This window comes from Paenacidovorax caeni (assembly GCF_001298675.1).
Classification (GTDB): Bacteria; Pseudomonadota; Gammaproteobacteria; order Burkholderiales; family Burkholderiaceae_C; genus Paenacidovorax; species Paenacidovorax caeni.
The window spans coordinates 22,795-42,141 of the sequence record NZ_CYIG01000039.1 but is presented as its reverse complement, the minus strand read 5'-3'; the positions used below and the strand labels follow the sequence as shown (position 1 = coordinate 42,141).

The following is a 19,347-nucleotide window of genomic DNA, read 5'->3' as shown; positions in this document are numbered from 1 at the left end:
ACTCAAAGCGTGGGGTAGTCGGTATACCCCTCGGCGCCGCCGCCGTAGAAGGTCTCGCGCTGCCAGGCGTTGAGCGGGGCGCCTTGGCGCAGGCGTTCCACCAGGTCGGGGTTGGAGATGAAATCGCGGCCGAAGGCGACCATGTCGGCGTGGCCGCTGGCCACGGCCTGCAGCGCCATGTCGCGGGTGTAGCCGTTGTTGACGATCCAGGCGGCGCGCCCGCCCGCATCGCGGTAGGCGGCCTTGAAGGCGGCGTAGTCGAACGGGCGGCCTTCGACCTCACGCGGCCCGCCGGTGGCGCCTTCGATGACGTGGATGAACGCCAAGCCCAGCGGTGCAAGCTGGCGCGCCACGTGCTCGAACAGCGGCTGCGGCTGGCTGTCGCTGATGTCGTTGGCCGGGGTGACGGGCGACAGGCGCAGGCCCGTCTTGCCTGCGCCGATGGCGTCGGCCACGGCCTGCACCACCTGCACCAGCAGGCGTGCACGGTTTTCCACGCTGCCGCCCCAGGCGTCGGTGCGCTGGTTGGCGCCATCCTTGAGGAACTGGTCGAGCAGGTAGCCGTTGGCGCCGTGGATTTCCACGCCGTCGAAGCCGGCCTGCACGGCGTTGCGCGCGGCGTTGGCGTAGGCCTGGACGATGCCGGGCAGCTCCTCGGCGTCCAGTGCACGCGGTGCCGAGGTCGGGAAGAAGCCGCCCTGGCCGGTGGCGGCGTCGATCAGGTAGGTTTTGGACTGTGCGGTCACGGCCGAAGGCGCCACAGGCGCCGCGCCGCCAGGCTGCAGGCTGGTGTGCGAGACGCGTCCCACGTGCCACAGCTGCGCCACGATCTTGCCGCCGCGCGCGTGCACGGCCTGGGTCACACGCTTCCAGCCTTCGAGTTGCTCGGGCAGGTACAGGCCAGGCACGTCGGCGTAGCCCTGGCCTTGCTGGCTGATGGGCGTGCCCTCGGAAACGATGAGCCCGGCGCTGGCGCGCTGGGCGTAGTAGGTGGTGGTGAGTTCTCCGGGCACGGTGCGCGGCGAGCGGTTGCGCGTCAGGGGAGCCATGGCGATGCGGTTGGACAGGTGCAGATCGCCGGCTTGAATCGGGTCGAAAAGGGTATTCATGGAATCGGCCTCCGTGGAGGCGGTAGTGGAAACGGTGCCTGGGAGCGTATCGGCTTGGCGCGCCACGCGCGCTGGCTTGCGTCAACCAGGAGACGCATGGCATGCCTCCCCCCTGCGGGGTGGGGGAGGCGTGGCGTCTTACTTGAGCAGGCCTTCGGCCTTCATTGCGGCCTGGACGGCCGGGCGGGCTGCAATGCGCTCGCGGTAGGCCGCGAGGTGCTTGAGGCCGGAAATGTCCACGCCGACATGGCCGCACCAGTTGCTGACGGTGAAGAGGTACGCGTCGGCCACGGTGAACTGCTCGCCCATCAGGTAGGGCTTGTGCGCCAGTTCGCTGTCTACCCATTGCAGGCGGCCCAGCAGGCGTTCGCGCACCTGGGGCTTGTAGTCCTCGGGGGTGCCGGGGGTGAACAGCGGGCCGAAGCTCTTGTGCAGCTCGGTGCCGATGAAGGTGAGCCATTCCTGTAGCCGGTAGCGTGCCAGCGTGCCATTGGCCGGGGCCAGGTTCTTGTGCGGTGCCTGGTCGGCCAGGTACTGCACGATGGCAGGGCCTTCGCGCAGGCGGGTGCCGTCGTCCAGTTCGAGCACGGGCACGTAACCCAGCGGGTTGATGGTGTAGAAGTCCGTGCCGTCCTGCAGCTTGTGGCTCTTGGTGCTGGCCAGCACCGGGGTGTAGGCCAGGCCGGCTTCGTGCAGAACGATGTGGGGGGACAGCGAGCAGGCGCCAGGGGAGTAGTACAGCTTCATGCGAGGTCCTTCCTTGCAGTGGGTTGGATGGATGGGTGCCATGCTATGCCATGCGTGGTGGCTTGTCTGCCGCGGGGCTTTCTCCTGGGGCGCTTGGGGCGGTGGCCTGCTCCATCCAGGTGAGCCACTGCATGGCCTGGGTGCGATTGGCACCGCACATGGCCTGGCTCGGCTGCAGCGAGGCGCAGACGGCAGGGCGCTCTGGGTGGCCGAAGATGCGGCAGCGTGCGCCAGCGCCGAGCTGCACGCAGGGCACGCCCGCGGGCTTGCCCTGGGGCATGCCGGGAATGGGCGAGGAAATCGACGGCGCGGTGCAGCAGGCGCCGCAGCCGGGGCGGCATTCCATCTAGCCCTGCAGGCGCTGCGCGGCCCAAAGCACCTGCGTGACCACGGCACGCACGGCCGCCTGGTCGTGCGCATGGCGCAGAGCGCCCTGTGCATCGAAGGCTTCGGCCGCTGCGCTGAGGGCGTAGGCTTGAGGGGCCAGCCAGCACTGCGTGTTGAGCAGCAGCGGGGCGAGATGGCTTTGTGCGCGCAGGCCACCCAGTCGGCCGTTGGACGCGCTGAGCATGCCGACCACTTTGCCGGCCAGCGGGCGGTCGCCCTGGCCCCACACCGGGTGGCCGCTGACCGGGCTGGAGGCCCAGTCGATGGTGTTTTTCAGCAGGGCGGTGTAGCTGCCGTTGTATTCGGGCGAGCAGATGATCCATGCCGGGTGTGCGTCCATCACCTCCTTGAGGCGGAGCACGTCGGCTGGCGTGCCCCGGGCTTCCAGGTCGGCGTTGTACAGCGGGATGTCGAAGTCCGACAGCTCCAGCAGCGTGACGTCGGCCCCGGCCTCGCGGCCCATGCGGGCGGCTGCGGCGGCCAGGCGGCGGTTGAATGATTCGTGGCGGGTGCTGCCCGCGAAGGCGAGGAGTTTCATGGCGCCGATTGAACCACGCCCTGCATGCAGGATATGTGCGTGGTTTCACGTGAAACAAACACCGGCGCGGCGTACTCCCTGCCGCGTGCTTTATCCGCGTCCGATGGCGGTTTGTCGGCGCTCCAGTTGGAACACCGCCACGGTGCCTACCAGGGCATCGGCCTGCTGGCGCAGGCTCTGGGCGGCGGCGGACATTTCCTCGACCAGCGCGGCGTTCTGCTGCGTGGCCTGGTCCATCTGGGTGACGGCTTCTCCCACCTGCGCCACGCCAGCGCTTTGCTCGCGGCTGGCGGCACTGATCTCCGCCACGATCGTGCTCACACGCTGGATGGAATCGACCACGCGCTGCATGGTTTCTCCGGCCTCGTGGACTTGGTTGCTGCCGGTTTCCACGCGACCCACGCTGTCGCTGATGAGGGTCTTGATCTCGCGTGCCGCCTCGGCGCTGCGACCGGCCAGGCTGCGCACCTCGCTGGCCACCACGGCGAAGCCCCGGCCCTGCTCGCCGGCGCGCGCCGCTTCGACGGCGGCGTTCAGCGCCAGGATGTTGGTCTGGAAGGCGATGCCATCGATCACGCCGATGATGTCTGCGATCTTGCGGCTGCTGTCGTTGATGCCCTGCATGGTGTGGATGACGCGGGCCACGGCCTCGCCGCCTTGTGCGGCAACGTCGGAGGCTTGGCGCGCCAGGGTGCTGGCATTGTGGGCGTGGTCGGCGTTCTGGCGCACCGTGGAGCCGAGCTGCTCCATCGAGGCGGCGGTTTCTTCGAGGGCGCTGGCCTGCGATTCGGTGCGGCCGGAGAGGTCGTGGTTGCCCTGCGAGATTTGCGCGCTGGCGGTGGCCACGGCCTCCGCCCCTTCACGCACGTGGGCGACGACGGAGGCCAGACTGTCCTGCATGGTCTTGAGCTGGAACATGAGGCTGCTGCGATCGTTTTCTCGCAGGGCGATGGTGCGGCTCAGGTCGCCCTGGGCCACGCGCTCGGCCAGAGCCGCCGCTTCGCTGGGCTCGCCGCCAATGGGCCGCAGCACCAGCCGGTCCATGGCAAAGGCCAGGACGATGGAGACGAGCGCGATGCTGAGCAGGCCCAGGGCTGCGGAAGTCCATTGCAGGCGGTGCACCTGTGCGAGGATTTCATCGGTGGGCACGGTGGCGGCGAACGACCAGGGTGTGGTGATGCCGTCGAGCTGCAGCGGCACCAGAATGCGCGTGGCGTCGGCGTTGGCCTGGGTGTCGTGGAAGACCGTTTCCAGGCGGCGGCCACTGCGGATGGCTTCGCGCATGGACTGGAGCTGCTCTTCTGCAAAGCCGTCTGCGGCCACCATGGGTTTGCCAATCTGGGAAGGGTTCTTGGCAGCCACGTAGAGGGCTTGGTTGGAGAGCAGGCTGGCGTAGCCGCTTTGGTAGATGCGGATGGACTGCACCATCTCCTGGATACCGTCCAAGGGGATGTCTACGCCCGCGACGCCCATAAAGCGACCGTCGATCTGGATCGGGACCGACAAGGTCGTGATGAGCACGCTCTTGCCTCCGATCTGGTAGGGGTAGGGCTCCACCAGCACATTGCCACCCGTGGACTTGGGTAGCTGGTAGTAGTCGCCCGGGCCGGGCTTGTCGTAGTCGGCCAAGGGCTCCACGGTGGCGCTGCCATTGGTCCCGCCACGGTTCCAGTAAGGCACGTAGCGGCCTGTGGCATCGTGGCCGATGGCGCTGGCGAAGTCGGCGTCACGGCCGTCGAAGGCGTTCGGCTCCCAGCCCGTCCACACGCCGACGAAGCGGGGGTTCTTTTCCAGCACGGAGCGCAGGATGGCGTTGGCGGTCTGGCGGTCGGCGTGGCCCGATGCTTTGAGCGCCACCATGGCGGCGGCCAGCGTGCGTGCGGCCTCCAGCCCCTGCTGCAGCGGGACTGCCGCGGCACGGCCATTGTGGGCGGCCAATTCGCCGGCGTATTGCAGGGCGGCGTCACGCTGCATCTGGCCTGCCTGCCAGGTGAGGATGGACAGAGTCAGCGCAAAACCCGCCAGGATGATGCATGCCACCACCGTCAGCATCTGGGTGCGCAGCGAGAGTTGGCGAAAGAACGACATGAACTTTTTCTCCTTGTAGGCGTGGCTTTTTTTGTGAAGCAAGAACCCCGCCAGCAGTGGGGCGAATGCTTGGTTCATTGTGGGGGCTTTCAGGGTGCAACCTGGCGCGGGTATGACGCGAGGTGCAAAAAAATCCGGGCGGGGTTTCACGTGAAACACTGGACGGCCAAAGGTGGGAAAATTACGAGTTTCCCTGCGCCACCGGAGCCTTGTCCCATGCTGTATCCCCAGGAATTCGATGTCATCGTTGTCGGTGGCGGCCATGCCGGCACGGAGGCGGCGTTGGCGGCTGCGCGCATGGGTTGCAAAACGCTGCTGCTGACCCACAACATCGAGACGCTGGGGCAAATGAGCTGCAACCCCAGCATTGGCGGCATTGGCAAGGGTCACTTGGTCAAGGAGGTGGATGCGCTGGGCGGTGCCATGGCGCTGGCCACGGACGAGGGCGGCATCCAGTTCCGCACACTCAATAGCAGCAAGGGATCTGCGGTACGCGCCACGCGCGCGCAGGCCGACCGCGTGCTGTACAAGGCCGCGATCCGCCGCATGCTGGAGAACCAGAACAACCTGTGGCTGTTCCAGCAGGCGGTGGATGACCTCGTGGTCGAAAGCGATCGGGTGGTGGGGGCGGTGACGCAGGTCGGCATCACCTTCCGCAGCCGCACCGTGGTGCTGACGGCGGGCACCTTCCTCGACGGCAAGATCCATGTCGGCCTGAACAACTACGCGGCCGGGCGCGCGGGCGACCCGCCGGCCGTGAGCCTGTCCAGCCGGCTCAAGGAATTGAAGCTGCCGCAAGGGCGCCTCAAGACCGGCACGCCGCCGCGCATTGACGGGCGCAGCATCGACTTCTCCAAGTGCGAGGAGCAGCCCGGCGACGGCATGCCCGGTGGTGTGAATGAAGGTGTGTTGCCTGTGTTTAGCTTCATGGGCTCGGCGGCGATGCACCCACGCCAGGTGCCGTGTTGGATCACGCACACCAACGAGCGCACGCACGAAATCATCCGCAGCGGCTTTGATCGCAGCCCCATGTTCACCGGCAAGATCGAGGGTGTGGGCCCGCGCTATTGCCCCAGTGTGGAAGACAAGATCAACCGCTTTGCCGACAAGGACAGCCACCAGATCTTCCTGGAGCCCGAAGGGCTGACCACGCACGAGTTCTACCCCAACGGCATCAGCACCAGCCTGCCGTTTGACATCCAGTACGACCTGGTGCGCAGCATGAAGGGGCTGGAGAACGCCCACATCTTGCGCCCTGGCTACGCCATCGAGTACGACTACTTCGACCCGCGCTCGCTCAAGAGCAGTTTCGAGACGCGGCAGATCCAGGGCCTGTTCTTTGCGGGACAAATCAACGGCACCACCGGCTACGAAGAGGCCGCCGCGCAGGGGTTGTTTGCTGGCTTGAACGCGGCGCTGCAATGCCGCGGCGAGGCCCCCTGGCTGCCTGGTCGCGACGAGGCGTACCTGGGCGTGCTGGTGGACGACCTGGTGACCAAGGGCGTGACGGAACCCTACCGCATGTTCACCAGCCGCGCCGAGTTCCGCCTGCAGCTGCGCGAAGACAACGCTGACATGCGCTTGACCGAACAGGGCCGCCGCATGGGCCTGATCGACGATGCGCGCTGGGATGCGTTCAGCCGCAAGCGCGATGCGGTTGCGCGTGAAACTGAACGATTGAAGTCCACCTGGGTGAATCCGCGCATCCTCGCGGCACAGGAGTCCGAGCGCGTGCTGGGCAAGGCCATCGAGCATGAGTACAACCTGTTCGACCTGCTGCGCCGCCCGGGCGTCGGCTACGAGGCGCTCATGTCGCTGGACGGTGGTAAGTACGCGAGCAGCGATGTTTCACGTGAAACGCTGGGCGACCTGGGCGCGTCGGTAATTGAGCAGGTGGAGATCGCCGCCAAGTATGCGGGCTACATCGACCGGCAGAAAGACGAGGTGCAGCGCGCGGCCCACTTCGAGCGGTTGCGGCTGCCGGAGGAGCTGGATTACATGCAGGTGGCGGCCCTGTCGATTGAGGTGCGCCAGAAGCTGCAAAAGCACCGGCCGGAGACACTGGGGCAGGCGTCCCGCATCTCGGGCGTCACTCCGGCGGCCATCTCGCTGCTGCTGGTGCATTTGAAGAAGGGCGGCTTCAAGGGCTTCGCCGTGGAGGCCGCATGATGGAGGCCGCGCTGCGCCAAGGCGCCCAGGCCCTCGGGCTGGCGCTGAACGAGGGGCAGATTGCCCAGTTGCTGGACTTCCTGGCCTTGCTGCAGAAATGGAACAAGGTATACAACCTGACGGCGGTACGCGACCCGCAGGAAATGCTGACCCACCACCTGCTCGACAGCCTGGCGGCCGTGGCGCCGTTGCGTCGCCACCTCGCTGGGCTGCCAGTGGGGCAGGGCGCCCGTCTGCTCGACGTGGGTTCTGGCGGTGGCTTGCCCGGCGTGGTGTTCGCTATCTGCTGTCCTGAGGTTGATGTCAGCTGCGTAGACACCGTGGCCAAGAAGGCCGCGTTCATTCAGCAGGCCGCCGCGGCGCTCAAGCTGCCCAACCTGCACGGCATCCACGCGCGTGTGGAAACACTGGCCGGCCCGTTCGACGTGGTGAGCTGCCGCGCCTTTGCGGCGCTGGCCGACTTCACCGCGTGGTCGCGTCAGGCGCTGGCGCCGCATGCTGTCTGGCTGGCCATGAAGGGCCGGCACCCAAGCGACGAAATCGCCGCGCTGCCGGCCACGGTGCAGGTGTTCCACGTGGAACCGCTCACCGTGCCGGGACTGGACGCTGAGCGCTGCATCGTCTGGATGCGGCCTGCCGCCAGCGAGGCCGTGGCGTAAACTCGCCCGTTGCTGCCCTGCAGCGCTCGAAGGGTTCCCCATCATGTTCGGCATCGCTGACTACGGCGCGTTCGTCGCCGCGATCATCCTGTTCCTGGCCATTCCCGGTCCTGGCAACCTGGCTCTCATCACCTCCACCGGCAAGGGGGGCGTGCGCGCGGGCATGGCCGCTGGGTTAGGCGTGATCGCGGCCGACCAAGTGCTCATGTGGGCTGCGGTGGCGGGGGTGGCAGCGCTGCTGGCCACCTATCCGGCGGCTTTCCATGCCGTGCAATGGCTGGGTGCCGCCTACCTGGCGTGGCTCGGCTTCAAAATGCTCACGGCCAAGCCGGGCAGTGCGCCGGTGCTGCGCATTGCCCCGCGCCATTACTTCAAGCAGGGGGCCATCATCACGCTGCTTAATCCGAAGGCCATCGTCTTTTACATGGCGTTTTTCCCGCTGTTTGTGGATCCGGCGCGGCACCAGGGGCTGCTGACGTTCGGCGTCATGGCGGTGACCATCGCCGTCCTGACGTTTTTCTACAGCCTGACCGTGGTGCTGCTCACGCACCACCTGGCCGAGCGCATGCGCGCCAATCCCACCATTGCGCGCGTGCTGGAAAAAACGGCCGGCGTGTTTCTCATCGGCTTCGGCGTCAAGCTGGCCATTTCCAGATAAGTCCATCGCATGGCCAAGATTTTCTGCATCGCCAACCAAAAAGGCGGCGTTGGCAAAACCACCACCACCGTCAATCTCGCAGCGGGCTTGGCCAAGATTGGCCAGCGCGTGTTGCTGGTGGATCTCGATCCACAGGGCAACGCCACCATGGGCTCCGGGGTGGACAAGCGCGGCCTGGCGCTGTCCGTGTACGACGTACTGCTGGAATCCGCCTCGGTGCAGGAAGCTGCGGTTGCGTCAGGGCCGGGCGGCTACCGCGTGCTGGGTGCCAACCGCGAGCTGGCCGGCGCCGAGGTGGAACTGGTCGAGCTGGAGCGGCGCGAAAAACGCCTCAAGACTGCGCTCGATGCGGTGCAGGCGGAGTACGACTTCGTACTGATCGACTGCCCGCCGTCCCTGTCCATGCTCACGCTCAACGGCTTGTGCAGCGCGCATGGGGTCATCGTGCCCATGCAGTGCGAGTACTTTGCGCTGGAGGGGCTGACGGACCTGGTTAACACCATCAAGCAGGTGCACGCCAACCTCAACCCCGAGCTGCAGATCATTGGCCTGCTGCGCGTGATGTACGACCCGCGCATCACGCTGCAGGCCCAAGTCAGCGAGCAGCTCAAAGGGCACTTTGGCGACAAGGTGTTCAATACCGTCATCCCGCGCAATGTGCGCTTGGCCGAGGCGCCCAGCTATGGCTTGCCCGGGGTGGTGTTTGACCCTGCAGCCAAGGGCAGCCAGGCATTCGTCGAGTTCGCCAAGGAAATGGTCGAACGCATAGGGGCCATGTAACGCATGATTTTTATAAAAAAGAGGGCCTAAGCCTTATCCAGCAAGCGCTAACAGCTACCGAATCAATAGCGATGAATACACCGACCATCCTGCTCCTGCCCGGCTGGCAAAACTCCGGCCCCGGCCATTGGCAGACTGCGTGGGAGCGCCTGCACGGCGACCAGCGCGTGGAGCAGCACGACTGGGCACGCCCGCTGCGCGGCGACTGGTCGGCGCGGCTGGAGGAGGTGGTGGCCGACATCCCCGGCCCCGTGGTGCTGGCGGCACACAGTCTGGGCTGCATCCTCACGGCCTGGTGGGCAGCGCATACGCGCCATGCGCACAAGGTGCGCGGCGCGCTGCTGGTGGCGCCGGGCGACGTGGAGCGGCCCGCGTTGGCGCCGCAGCTCGCCGGCTGGGCGCCGATCGCGCGCCAGCGGCTGCCTTTCCCGGCGGTGCTGGTGGGCAGCCGCGACGACCCGTATTGCAGCCTTGAGCGCGCGCAGGCGCTGGCGTCGGACTGGGGCGCGCGCTTTGTCGATGCCGGTGCGTGCGGCCACATCAATGCCGAATCAGGGCTGGGCGCGTGGCCCGAGGGGCGGGCACTGCTCGAATCGCTGACAGACAAGGACTGAAAGACACGCATGGTCACCAAGAAACCCAAGGGCCTCGGGCGCGGCCTCGAAGCATTGCTAGGCCCCAAAGTCGAGGACAAGGCCGCGCCGGCCGAGGCCACGCCAGCGGGCCTGCCCAGCACGCTGACGCTGAACCAACTCGTGCCCGGCATCTACCAGCCGCGCACGCGCATGGACGAAGGTGCGCTGTACGAGCTGGCCGAGAGCATCAAGGCCCAGGGCATCATGCAGCCGATCCTGGTGCGCAAGCTAACCGGCGGCGAGCATGCCGGCAAGTACGAAATCATCGCCGGCGAGCGGCGCTACCGCGCCTCGCGTCTGGCAGGCCTGGACACGGTACCGGTGCTGGTGCGCGAGGTGCCCGACGAGGCCGCTGCGGCCATGGCGCTGATCGAGAACATCCAGCGCGAAGACCTGAACCCGCTGGAAGAGGCGCAGGGCCTGCAGCGCCTGGTGCGTGAATTCGGCCTGACGCATGAGCAGGCCGCGCAGGCCGTGGGCCGCTCGCGCAGCGCGGCCAGCAACCTGTTGCGCTTGCTGAACCTGGCCGAGCCAGTGCAGACCATGCTCATGGCGGGCGACATCGACATGGGCCATGCGCGCGCGCTGCTGGCGCTGGACCGGGCCACGCAGATCACAGCGGGCAACCAGATCGCCGCCAAAAAGCTCTCGGTGCGCGAGGCCGAAAGTCTGGTGAAAAAGCTGGGGGCCGAGTTCCAGCTCGTGCCGCAAAAGCCCAAAAAAGAGAAGTCACGCGATTTGAAGCGCGTCGAAGAAGAACTGTCCGACCTGCTCATGGCCGAGGTCGAGGTGCGTGTGAAAAAGCGCGTCAAGCGCGGCGGGCGCACCGAGGAAATGGGTGAGCTGGCCATCCAGTTCGGCTCGCTCGATGCGCTCAACGGCCTGATCGAGCGCCTTCGCGCTGAGAACGTGTGAACGAATCCGCCATGCCCGCTCATCACGCCAAAACACGCCCCCTCTGCGTTGCAAATGCTCGCCATAGCCCGCACTATGGCTGCGCTTTGCGCCTTGATGGGCCGCGTTTTGGCGCGCTGCTCGGTCACGCCGGATTCATTCACACGTTCTGACTGACGCTTCGCCCCGGCCCATGCGCCTGCCCTGGCCTGCGCCTGCACTCATCGCCTGGGCCGGCGCCTGGGCGCTGCACGCACTGCTGCTGCCGCGCGCGGGCCCGCTGGCGGCTCTGCTGGCGGGCTGTGCGCTGGGTACGCTGGCCAGCCTCTGGGGTACACGCTGGTGGCGCCGGGTGCTGATTGCATTGGGCTTTCCGCTGTCGCTGGCATTGACCGGGGCTGCCGCACTGCCCGCCTGGGCCTGGCTGATTCCGCTGGCCCTGCTGCTCGCGGTGTACCCGCTCAACGCCTGGCGCGATGCCCCGCTGTTCCCTACGCCTGCGGGTGCGCTGCAGGGACTGGAGACGATCGCGCCGCTGCCGCCGGAGGCGCGTGTGCTGGATGCGGGGTGTGGTCTGGGCGATGGGCTGCGCGCGCTGCGCCAGGCCTATCCGCTGGCCCGGCTGGATGGGCTGGAGCGCAGCTGGCCCTTGCGCTGGCTGTGCGCGCTGCGCTGTCCCTGGGCGCGTGTGCGGCAGGGCGACATCTGGCTCGCCGACTGGAGCAGCTACCAGCTGGTCTATCTCTTCCAGCGGCCCGAGAGCATGACCCGTGCCCTGGTCAAGGCCGGCGAAATGGCGCCAGGCAGCTGGCTGGTGAGCCTGGAGTTTCCTCTGCCTGGCGTGGCGCCGCAGGCGCAATGGCCTGTGCGCGAGGGCGGCCGCATGGTGTGGGTTTATTGCTTGCCGTTACGGGTGTAGACAAATTTCACACGGGTTGTGAAAAATGGTTTGCTACAGTAACGCCCGGTATTCCAAACTGGCCGTCACAGACCATAAAACCAATCGTAACGGGACGCTATCGCCGGATTCATTCAGCGCATCGGAGAGGGGGTGCATGAAGGAACCGGCTTCTTTCCTGGTGAGAAACGCGCCTAGCCGCGGCTCGCCGTGGCTACCTGGCACGCGGTGGATCGGCGGCGGGTGTGCGTCGGACGGCCGTACTTTCTATTACCCGGGAGGAGAATCCATGCATCCAAAAAACCTGTTGCGCACCCGCCTGTGGGGTGCGCTGGCGCTGAGCGTGTCGCTCGCCGGCTGCGCCACCATGCAAAGCCACGACAAGCTGGCCACGGAAGTCCAGGCTTCCAGCCGCGCCGAGGGCATTCCCGCCGCCCTGGCGCGCCTGGACGCGTCGGCCAAGTCGGACGACGACAAGAAGGCGCTGCTCTACAACCTGGAGCGCGGCGAGCTGCTGCGCCTGGACAACCGCTACGAGGACAGCATCCAGTCGTTCATGGTGGCCGATGCGCGCGTCAAGGAGTGGGAGGAGACCGCCAAGCTTGATCCCAGCAAGCTCATGGGCACCATGGGTGCGGCCCTGATCAGCGAACGCTTAAAGAGCTACGAGGGCCAGGACTACGAGAAGGTGTTCTTGACCACCCGCCTGGCGCTGAACCGCGTGGCCCTGGGCGACCTGGAGAACGCACGCGTGGACATCAAGCGCACGCACGAGCGCGAGGCCGTGATTGCCGAGTTCCGCGCCAAGGAAACGGCCGCGGCCGAGGAGGAGGCGCAGTCCAAGGGCGCCACCAAGGGCGGCAAAGAGCTGGACGGCTACCCCGTCGAAACCCTGAATGACCCCGAGGTGCTGGCGCTGAAGAATGGTTACCAGAATGCGTTGAGCCATTACCTCTCGGGCTACCTGTACGAAGTCATGAACGAGCCGGGCCTGGCCGCGCCGGGCTACCGCAAGGCCATTGAGCTGAAACCGGAAACGGCGGTGCTGGAGGAGGGGCTGCGCGGTCTCGACAAGCGCACCAGCTTCACCTGGAAGCGCCGCCAGCGCATGACCGATGTGCTCTTCCTCGTCGAGGCGGGCGATGCCCCGGCGCGCAAGCCCCGGGCCTTCACGCTGCCCGTGCCCACGGGGCGGGGCATGGTGACGGCGAGCATCTCGTACCCGGTGATCGAGCCTTCCAACGACCCGCTGCTGACCCAGGTGTCTGCGGGCGGGCAGGACCTGAAGCTGGAGCGCGTGGTTGACGTGAACGTGATGGCGCGCCGCGTGCTCAAGGACGAAATGCCCGGCATGGTGCTGCGCGGTGTCACACGCGCCGTGGCCAAGGGCGTGGTGCAGGACCAGCTGCAGAAGAATGCCGGGCTGTTCGGCGCCCTGGTTGGCGCCGTGGCCTCGGTGGCCACCGAGCAGGCCGACGACCGCATGTGGCGCATGCTGCCCGGCCGCGTCTACGTGGCGCGTGGCTATTTGCCGCCGGGCGAGCACCAGCTGACCATCGATGGCCGCCCGCTCGAAGGCACCGTCACCATCGACGGCCAGTACGCGCTGGTGCCGCTGCGCTTTTATGGCGACCGCGTGCTCGTCGGCCAGGTGGCGGTGATGGGCCAACTGGCCCCCGCGCCCGCGCCCGCTGCCGCACCGGCTCCTGCCGCCGTGCCGGCCCCTGCCACCAAACCCGCACCACGCAAGCGCGCCCCCAAGGTGGCCGCGAACTGACGGCGTTGTATTCAGAACCCGGAGTCTTACCCATGAACCTTCTTCGTACCTCCTTGGCCGCCGGCTTTCTCGCGGCTGGCTTGGTGGCTATGCCTGCCATGGCGCAGCAGCACGACCCCGCCACGCCCCCTGCCGTCGCCGCCAAGGTGGCGCTGCGCGGTGAGGCCAACGGCATTGCCGTGCGCGAGATGCGCCTTGTGCGCAAGAACGACATCCTGACCGTGCAGGCGGATCTCTCCAACAGCGGCCGCAGCGACCGCACGGTGTACTACCGCTTCCGCTGGCTCGACAGCGTAGGCAACCAGGTCGGTGACGGCGAATCGTGGAAACAGCTCGGCGTGCTGGGCCTGGGAATGCAGACCATCAAGAGCGTGGCGCCGACCAATGCCGCCGTTGATCTGCGCCTGGAAATGAACGTGGAATCGCGCTGATGCAGCGCACAGCAAAGGAGAAAACCAGCATGCAGCAAACCACCCGGCGCCGCGCCTTCGCCCTGGCACTTGCCGCCAGCACCCTGGCGCTGAGCGCCTGCCAGAACCTGTCCTCGCCCGTGATCCGCTTCGACCGCCAGGTCAACTACGGCGATGCCAAGGGCGTCGAGCTGGTCACCAACGAATTCGGCTCCAGTGACCTGCAGATGATCGCCGAGAAGATGACCGGCAGCCTGCTCGAAACCGGCATCTTCCAGGGCCGCCCCACGGTGACCATTTCCACCGTGAAGAACAAGACCAGCGAGTACATCGACACCACCAACGTCATGAGCTCCATCCAGACGGCGCTCACCAAGTCGGGCAAAGTCCGTTTCGTGCGCTCCATCAGCCAGATGCAGCAGGGCGTCGATGAACTGCAGCGGCAGAACCAGAGCGGCCTGTACAAGCAGGGAACCACTGCCAAGGTCGGTCAGATGACCGCCGCCAAGTACCAGCTTGAAGGCGAGCTGACCAGCATCGTCAAGCAAAGCAGCACGACCAAGGACGTGTACTACAAGTTCACGCTCCAGCTCTTCGACGTGGAAGAAGGCACGGTGGAGTGGCAGGACGAAAAAGAAATCCGCAAGACCAGCAAGCGCTGAACCAGGAGCACTCCATGCAACGCAGAACCACCCTGGGCGCCGCCTGCGCCTTGCTGGCCGCCACGGCCCTGACCTGGGGCGTGGCCGCGCAGGCGCAGCAGCCTGGCGCCGCGCCGCGCATCGCTGTCACCAACCTGGCGTACGCGCAGCAGGTGTCCGAGTATTTCGTGGCCGGCACGTACCAGGAAAGCAGCCAGATGAGCGCGCAGGGCAGCTACAGCAGCGGCCACAGCCACGGCATGTACGGCGGCTCGGGCTCGGCGTCGGGCCAGCAGTCCATGCAGGCCTCGGCGCAGGCCAGCGGCACCTACGTGGCCGGGCGCTACAGCTACATCGAGCAGCGCGACCTGGCGGGCTATACCAACGACATCAAGGGCGCCATCCTGCAGGGCACCTACTTCAAGCTGGTGCAGGGCAAGGCATTCGACGCCGGCGCCCCGCAGCCCAGCAAGGCCGAGCAGGTGCTGAACCAGGTGCAGACCGGCAAGATGCATACGCCGCGCGCCCAGCTGCAGGTGACCGACGTGATCGCGCGCATCAAGAAGGGCGAGTTCAATGGCGCCGACTACGTGCTGTTCGGCTCCGTGAGCTCCATCGACTTCACCGACGCGCTCTCGCCCCTGCAGGGCACCACCAGCGCCACGCGCCAGTACGGCCTGCAACTGCTGGCCGACTTCTCGCTCATCAACACCAAGACCTACGAGATCAAGGCCGCCTTCTCCGCGCAGGGCGCGGGCAACGACACCAAGATCCTGTCCAACCGCGGCGACATTGCGCCGCCCAACCGGGCCAAGGTGATGCGCGAAACCTCGCTCTCGCTGGCGCAGGACGTGTACCAGCAGCTGACCATGCAGCTGGGCTACTCCGACCCCAACCTGGCGCGCGGCGTGCGCCCGGGCCAGCCGCCCATGCCCTACCCGGCGGGCCAGCCGATGGCGCCGCAGCAGCCCGAGCAGGTGCTGATCCTGAAGTGACGCACCCCGCCGCGCTAACCCCGCGCAAGGCCAGCCCCAGGCTGGCCTTTTTGCTGGGCGTGCTCCTGGCACTCGGGGGCTGCGCGCAGTTGCCCGGGGCGCCTGAGCTGCCCGCGCCCCCGGGCTTTCGCACCCTGGTGCTCCCCGGTCGCGATGGCGCCACGCTGCAGGCCCTGGAGCGCGGCGCGCGCGTGGCGCCGCTGCGCTACCGCGTCGTGGTCGTGCCCGGGTCCGGCTGTGCTGGCATGGGAGCGTTTGCCGGGCGCTACTTCGCCGGGCTGCTGCATGCGCAGGTGCTGGTGCTGCACAAGCCCGGCGTGGACCCACAGGCACGTACCGCGCCCGGCGACTGCGCCAGCGGCTTCGTGCAGCAGGACCGCCTGTCGGCCTGGTTGGCGCACGCCCGCGCCGCGCTGCAGGCCGATGCGCTGCGGCGCCAGGGCGAGCCGCCCGTGCCGCAGCTGCTGGTGGGCATCTCCGAAGGCGCCGAGCTGCTGCCGGCCCTGGCGCCCGAGGTGCCGCAGCTCGCAGGCCTGGTGCTAATCGGCTCCAGCGGGCTGGACCCACAGCAGGCCGGCGCCCTGCAGGCCGAGCGCCTGGGCGCGCAGGCCGCCTGGGCGGCGCTGGGCCGCATCCAGGCCAGCCGCTGGGCCGACAGCGCCGTGGTGCAGGGCCGCAGCCTGGGCTACTGGCGCGACCTGTGGAGCTGGCCGCTCGCGCTGCCGCTGGTGCGCAGCCCCTGGCCGCTGCTGCAAGTGTGGGGCGGCGACGATGCCCTGGTGCCCGCCGCTGCGTACGCGCACTTCGCGCATCTGGCCGCGCGGCGCACCGTGCCGTACTGCGCACGCCGCATCGGCGGCGCCGACCACGGCCTGCAGCGCCCGGACGGCAGCGACGGCGTGCAGCAGGTGTGGGCCTGGGTGGAGCAATGGGCCCGCGCCCCGCAGGCCGGCCTGTGCGGCCCCGGCGTCAGCGCGGCCGATGCATCTTGAAGAGCTGCTCCGGCCCGACCGTGAAATAGTCCGCCGGCCCGCCCGCGCGCAGGATGTGGCCGGCGTTGGCGGTGTCATAAATGCCGTCCCTGAGCAGCGCCTTGTCGATGTGCACCGCCACCACCTCGCCCAGCACCAGCCAGGTGTCCACCGCCGTGCCGTCCGCGCCATGCAGTTGCTGCACCTGCGTGCAGCGGCACTCGAAGGTGACGCGGCTTTCGGCCACGCGCGGCGGGCGCACCAGCGTGGAGGCCCGCGGCGTGAGGCCCGCCAGCACGAACTCGTCCACCTCGGGTGGCACCGCGGCGCAGGTGGTGTTCATCGCCTCGGCCAGGTCGCGCGTGGCCAGGTTCCACACGAACTCGCCCGTGGCCTGCACGTTGCGCACCGTGTCCTTGAGGCCGATGCTGGCGAAGCCCACGATGGGCGGCACGTAGTTGAAGGCGTTGAAGAAACTGTAGGGTGCCAGGTTGGCTGCGCCCTGCGCGTTGCAGGTGGAGATCCAGCCGATGGGGCGCGGCCCCACGATGGCGTTGAACGGATCGTGCGGCAGGCCGTGGCCCTGGCGGGGCTGGTAGCTGTGGATGTCGGTGGTGCGCATCGCGCCAGTGTGCGGCAAAACGCTGGCGCGGTCATGGGCCTTCGCGTGTGCTCTTAAATGAATAGCTGGTAGCGCTTGCTACATAAGCGTTAGAGGCCAAAAGAACCCCTGGCTTCAGGGCGCTGCCTGCACCGCCGCCTCCCCCCGCTGCTGCCCCAGGAAGCGCCCCGGCGGCATGCCCACCGTGCGGCGCACCATGGCGCTGAAGGCGCTGGGGTTGTAGCCCAGCTCAGCCGCGATCTGGCCCATGGGCGTGCGCGCCGCCGCCAGGGCCACCGCCTTGGCCAGCACCACCTGCTGGCGCCATTGGGTGAAGCTGCTGCCCAGCTCCTGGCGGAACAGCCGGGCCACGGTGCGCGGGCTGGCGCCCGAGTCCTGCGCCCAGCCCTGCAGTGTGGCGTGGCGCGTGGGGTCGTCCAGCACTGCCTCGCACAGCTGGCGCAGGCGCTTGTCGCGCGGCAGTGCCACGCCCAGGGGTACGGCACGGGCGCGGCGCAGCTCGTCAAGCACCAGGGCGCTGATGTGGCGCTCGCGCCGCAGCGCCTCGGGCGAGGGCGGGGCGGCGCTGTCGGGCGTGGTGTCGAGGGCGCGCACCAGGGCGTGTAGCAGCGCCGACACCTCCAGCACCCGGCACTGCTGCCAGGTCTGCCCGGGCGTGCCCGGCCCCCCCGGCCCGCTGCGCCCGCGCGGCTGGTAGAGGTACAGGGTGTGCAGGTGCGCCGCGTCCACCATGGTCACGGCATGCTCCACCCCGGGTGGAATCCACAGCGCGCGCGAGGGCGGCACGATGTAGGTGCCGCGCGCAGCGGTGAGCCGCACCACGCCCTCGGTGGACAGGGCAATCTGCGCCCAGGCATGGCTGTGGGGCAGCACATGCGTGTCTGCCGGGAGGTAGCGCGTCTTGGCGCGCAGCGGGCGGCGCGCAGTGGGCTCGAACAGGTGGGGCGTGAGCGCGTCCACCGAAGGGGCGCTGGCACCAGGCGGTGCGCGCAGCGGGGCAGGGTTTGGCATGTTTGCGATATTAATTGGCAGGCTGTCGCTAACCAGCCGCCGCCGTCCATGCCTACCATCGCTGCCATGACGACATCTGCCCCCTTGCCTGCCTTGCGCCAGGATGCGCGCACCATCGGCCTCATTGGCCTGGCGCACGGCTCCTCGCATTTTTTCCACATGCTGCTGCCGCCGCTGTTCCCGTTCCTGATCGCCGAGTTCGGCTACAGCTACTCGCAACTGGGGCTGCTGCTCTCGGTGTTCTTCGTCGTCTCTGGCGTGGGCCAGGCGTTGTCAGGCTTTCTGGTGGACCGGGTGGGCGCACGCCCGGTGCTGTTCGGCGCGCTGGGCAGTTTCGTGGCCTCGGGCCTGGTGGCGGGCAGCGCCAGCGGCTACCCCGGGCTGGTGCTGGCAGCGGTGCTGGCGGGGCTGGGCAACGCGCCGTTCCATCCGGTGGACTTCACCATCCTGAACAAGCGTGTGTCGCCGCAGCGCTTGGGCCACGGCTTCGCGGTGCACGGTATCTCGGGCAACCTGGGCTGGGCCACGGCGCCGGTGTTCATGGCGGGCATCGCCACGGCCACGGGCTCGTGGCGCGTGGCTTGCCTGAGTGGCGCGGCCCTGGCGTTGCTGGTGTTGGCCACCATGGTGTGGCACCGCGACGCGCTGGACGACCGCCAGGCCGTGGCCGCCGGGCCGGGCGGCAAGGCCGCGCCCGCAGCGGTGCCCGAGCATCCGCTGGCCTTTCTGCGCCTGCCGTCGGTGTGGCTGTGCTTTTCCTTCTTCTTCTGGAGCACCTGCTCGCTGAGTGCCATCCAGAGCTTCGCCAGCCCGGCGCTGCAGCAGATGTACGCCATGCCGCTGTCGCTGACGGCCATGGTGGTCACGGGCTACATGCTGTGCAGCGCTGCCGGCATGGTGGTGGGCGGCTTCATCGTCGGGCGTGTGGTGCGGCTGGAGAAGACCATCAGCGCCTGCCTGCTCGCCTCGGCGGCGCTGCTGGCGCTGGTGGCCCTGGGCTGGCTGCCGGGCGCGGCGGCCCTGGCGCTGGTGGCGTTGGCGGGCGCGGGCATCGGCATCGCCGGCCCGTCGCGCGACATGCTCATCAAGCGCGCCGCGCCACCCGGCGCCACGGGGCGCGTGTATGGCACGGTGTATTCCGGGCTGGACCTGGGCTTCGCCGTGGCGGCGCCGCTGTTCGGCGCGCTGCTCGACCGGGGGCAGACCGCCGCCATCTTCTACGGCTCAGCCCTGGCGCTGGTGCTGGGCGTGGCCTCGGCCGGGCTGGTGGGCGCTGGCGTGGCGGCGCGTGCGGCAAGGCCCGTGGGGGCCTCGGCCTGAAGCTGGTTTGGTGCTCTTGAAAAGAGAGCTGCTAGCGC

20 protein-coding genes are annotated in these 19,347 nt (G+C 68.1%); 13 read left to right on the top strand and 7 right to left on the bottom strand.

Features of this window, described 5'->3' with window-relative positions; genetic code table 11:
• Positions 1 to 2: 2 nt before the first annotated feature.
• From BN2503_RS14905 to BN2503_RS21315, 5 genes are all read right to left on the bottom strand, one after another.
• Positions 3 to 1,109, bottom strand: a complete 1,107-nt coding sequence (locus BN2503_RS14905) for an alkene reductase (RefSeq protein WP_054257435.1) — start codon at positions 1,107 to 1,109, stop codon at positions 3 to 5.
• A gap of 138 nt (positions 1,110 to 1,247) precedes the next feature.
• On the bottom strand, positions 1,248 to 1,856 hold the full coding sequence (gene gstA / locus BN2503_RS14900; RefSeq protein ID WP_054257434.1) for a glutathione transferase GstA: 609 nt from the start codon (positions 1,854 to 1,856) through the stop codon (positions 1,248 to 1,250).
• A 43-nt stretch (positions 1,857 to 1,899) separates the two neighbouring features.
• The gene (locus tag BN2503_RS14895; RefSeq protein WP_054257433.1) at positions 1,900 to 2,202 is read right to left on the bottom strand and encodes a YkgJ family cysteine cluster protein; all 303 of its coding nucleotides are present in this window, start codon (positions 2,200 to 2,202) and stop codon (positions 1,900 to 1,902) included.
• Positions 2,203 to 2,781, bottom strand: coding sequence for an NADPH-dependent FMN reductase (locus BN2503_RS14890; protein WP_054257432.1), 579 nt, complete (start codon positions 2,779 to 2,781; stop codon positions 2,203 to 2,205). It lies immediately after the preceding gene.
• Positions 2,782 to 2,871: 90 nt separating this feature from the next.
• Positions 2,872 to 4,947, bottom strand: a complete 2,076-nt coding sequence (locus tag BN2503_RS21315; RefSeq protein WP_054257431.1) for a methyl-accepting chemotaxis protein — start codon at positions 4,945 to 4,947, stop codon at positions 2,872 to 2,874.
• Positions 4,948 to 5,085: 138 nt separating this feature from the next.
• On the opposite strand from BN2503_RS21315, the gene mnmG reads away from it, so the two are divergent.
• From mnmG to BN2503_RS14825, 12 genes are all read left to right on the top strand, one after another.
• The gene (gene mnmG, locus BN2503_RS14880) at positions 5,086 to 7,038 is read left to right on the top strand and encodes a tRNA uridine-5-carboxymethylaminomethyl(34) synthesis enzyme MnmG (RefSeq protein WP_054257430.1); all 1,953 of its coding nucleotides are present in this window, start codon (positions 5,086 to 5,088) and stop codon (positions 7,036 to 7,038) included.
• The gene (gene rsmG / locus BN2503_RS14875; protein WP_054257429.1) at positions 7,035 to 7,697 is read left to right on the top strand and encodes a 16S rRNA (guanine(527)-N(7))-methyltransferase RsmG; all 663 of its coding nucleotides are present in this window, start codon (positions 7,035 to 7,037) and stop codon (positions 7,695 to 7,697) included. Before mnmG ends, rsmG begins: the two co-directional genes overlap by 4 nt.
• 43 nt (positions 7,698 to 7,740) lie before the next feature.
• Entirely contained in the window at positions 7,741 to 8,355 is a 615-nt protein-coding gene (locus BN2503_RS14870) for a LysE family translocator (protein ID WP_054257428.1), read from the top strand.
• A gap of 9 nt (positions 8,356 to 8,364) precedes the next feature.
• On the top strand, positions 8,365 to 9,135 hold the full coding sequence (locus tag BN2503_RS14865; RefSeq protein WP_054257427.1) for a ParA family protein: 771 nt from the start codon (positions 8,365 to 8,367) through the stop codon (positions 9,133 to 9,135).
• Positions 9,136 to 9,206: 71 nt separating this feature from the next.
• Positions 9,207 to 9,749: an RBBP9/YdeN family alpha/beta hydrolase gene (locus BN2503_RS14860; RefSeq protein WP_054257426.1), complete on the top strand. Its 543-nt coding sequence runs from the start codon at positions 9,207 to 9,209 to the stop codon at positions 9,747 to 9,749.
• Positions 9,750 to 9,758: 9 nt separating this feature from the next.
• Positions 9,759 to 10,685: a ParB/RepB/Spo0J family partition protein gene (locus BN2503_RS14855; protein WP_054257425.1), complete on the top strand. Its 927-nt coding sequence runs from the start codon at positions 9,759 to 9,761 to the stop codon at positions 10,683 to 10,685.
• 172 nt (positions 10,686 to 10,857) lie between these two features.
• Positions 10,858 to 11,583, top strand: a complete 726-nt coding sequence (locus BN2503_RS14850; RefSeq protein WP_054257424.1) for a class I SAM-dependent methyltransferase — start codon at positions 10,858 to 10,860, stop codon at positions 11,581 to 11,583.
• A gap of 268 nt (positions 11,584 to 11,851) precedes the next feature.
• Positions 11,852 to 13,339 carry a COG3014 family protein gene (locus BN2503_RS14845; protein WP_054257423.1) on the top strand — a complete coding sequence of 496 codons (1,488 nt, stop codon included), beginning with the start codon at positions 11,852 to 11,854 and terminating at the stop codon, positions 13,337 to 13,339.
• Between the two features lie 32 nt (positions 13,340 to 13,371).
• Positions 13,372 to 13,770 (top strand): YcfL family putative periplasmic lipoprotein, encoded by a 399-nt coding sequence (locus BN2503_RS14840; protein ID WP_054257422.1) that lies wholly within the window; start codon positions 13,372 to 13,374, stop codon positions 13,768 to 13,770.
• Positions 13,771 to 13,799: 29 nt separating this feature from the next.
• Positions 13,800 to 14,411 carry a penicillin-binding protein activator LpoB gene (gene lpoB / locus BN2503_RS14835; protein ID WP_054257444.1) on the top strand — a complete coding sequence of 204 codons (612 nt, stop codon included), beginning with the start codon at positions 13,800 to 13,802 and terminating at the stop codon, positions 14,409 to 14,411.
• A gap of 14 nt (positions 14,412 to 14,425) precedes the next feature.
• Complete coding sequence (locus BN2503_RS14830) at positions 14,426 to 15,385, top strand: hypothetical protein (protein ID WP_054257421.1); 960 nt, start codon at positions 14,426 to 14,428, stop codon at positions 15,383 to 15,385.
• Positions 15,382 to 16,377, top strand: coding sequence for an alpha/beta fold hydrolase (locus tag BN2503_RS14825; protein WP_074930199.1), 996 nt, complete (start codon positions 15,382 to 15,384; stop codon positions 16,375 to 16,377). Before BN2503_RS14830 ends, BN2503_RS14825 begins: the two co-directional genes overlap by 4 nt.
• On the opposite strand, the gene BN2503_RS14820 is transcribed toward BN2503_RS14825, so the two are convergent.
• The gene (locus BN2503_RS14820) at positions 16,355 to 16,978 is read right to left on the bottom strand and encodes a flavin reductase family protein (protein WP_054257420.1); all 624 of its coding nucleotides are present in this window, start codon (positions 16,976 to 16,978) and stop codon (positions 16,355 to 16,357) included. The two genes, BN2503_RS14825 and BN2503_RS14820, sit on opposite strands and share 23 nt — an antisense overlap.
• Positions 16,979 to 17,092: 114 nt before the next feature.
• Positions 17,093 to 17,989, bottom strand: a complete 897-nt coding sequence (locus tag BN2503_RS14815) for an AraC family transcriptional regulator (protein ID WP_054257419.1) — start codon at positions 17,987 to 17,989, stop codon at positions 17,093 to 17,095.
• Positions 17,990 to 18,055: 66 nt separating this feature from the next.
• Here BN2503_RS14815 and BN2503_RS14810 point away from each other — a divergent pair, with 66 nt between their 5' ends.
• Positions 18,056 to 19,309, top strand: a complete 1,254-nt coding sequence (locus tag BN2503_RS14810; protein WP_233495092.1) for an MFS transporter — start codon at positions 18,056 to 18,058, stop codon at positions 19,307 to 19,309.
• Positions 19,310 to 19,347 lie beyond the last annotated feature (38 nt).

Coding starts and splice junctions, on each gene's coding strand:
- BN2503_RS14830 (WP_054257421.1), top strand. CDS start 14,426: ATGCAACGCAGAACCACCCTGGGCGCCGCCTGCGCCTTGCTGGCCGCC.
- BN2503_RS14845 (WP_054257423.1), top strand. CDS start 11,852: ATGCATCCAAAAAACCTGTTGCGCACCCGCCTGTGGGGTGCGCTGGCG.
- gstA (WP_054257434.1), bottom strand. CDS start 1,856: ATGAAGCTGTACTACTCCCCTGGCGCCTGCTCGCTGTCCCCCCACATC.
- lpoB (WP_054257444.1), top strand. CDS start 13,800: ATGCAGCAAACCACCCGGCGCCGCGCCTTCGCCCTGGCACTTGCCGCC.
- BN2503_RS14850 (WP_054257424.1), top strand. CDS start 10,858: ATGCGCCTGCCCTGGCCTGCGCCTGCACTCATCGCCTGGGCCGGCGCC.
- BN2503_RS14870 (WP_054257428.1), top strand. CDS start 7,741: ATGTTCGGCATCGCTGACTACGGCGCGTTCGTCGCCGCGATCATCCTG.
- BN2503_RS14865 (WP_054257427.1), top strand. CDS start 8,365: ATGGCCAAGATTTTCTGCATCGCCAACCAAAAAGGCGGCGTTGGCAAA.
- mnmG (WP_054257430.1), top strand. CDS start 5,086: ATGCTGTATCCCCAGGAATTCGATGTCATCGTTGTCGGTGGCGGCCAT.
- BN2503_RS14840 (WP_054257422.1), top strand. CDS start 13,372: ATGAACCTTCTTCGTACCTCCTTGGCCGCCGGCTTTCTCGCGGCTGGC.
- BN2503_RS14855 (WP_054257425.1), top strand. CDS start 9,759: ATGGTCACCAAGAAACCCAAGGGCCTCGGGCGCGGCCTCGAAGCATTG.
- BN2503_RS14890 (WP_054257432.1), bottom strand. CDS start 2,781: ATGAAACTCCTCGCCTTCGCGGGCAGCACCCGCCACGAATCATTCAAC.
- rsmG (WP_054257429.1), top strand. CDS start 7,035: ATGATGGAGGCCGCGCTGCGCCAAGGCGCCCAGGCCCTCGGGCTGGCG.
- BN2503_RS21315 (WP_054257431.1), bottom strand. CDS start 4,947: ATGAACCAAGCATTCGCCCCACTGCTGGCGGGGTTCTTGCTTCACAAA.
- BN2503_RS14895 (WP_054257433.1), bottom strand. CDS start 2,202: ATGGAATGCCGCCCCGGCTGCGGCGCCTGCTGCACCGCGCCGTCGATT.
- BN2503_RS14860 (WP_054257426.1), top strand. CDS start 9,207: ATGAATACACCGACCATCCTGCTCCTGCCCGGCTGGCAAAACTCCGGC.
- BN2503_RS14810 (WP_233495092.1), top strand. CDS start 18,056: ATGACGACATCTGCCCCCTTGCCTGCCTTGCGCCAGGATGCGCGCACC.
- BN2503_RS14815 (WP_054257419.1), bottom strand. CDS start 17,989: ATGCCAAACCCTGCCCCGCTGCGCGCACCGCCTGGTGCCAGCGCCCCT.
- BN2503_RS14820 (WP_054257420.1), bottom strand. CDS start 16,978: ATGCGCACCACCGACATCCACAGCTACCAGCCCCGCCAGGGCCACGGC.
- BN2503_RS14905 (WP_054257435.1), bottom strand. CDS start 1,109: ATGAATACCCTTTTCGACCCGATTCAAGCCGGCGATCTGCACCTGTCC.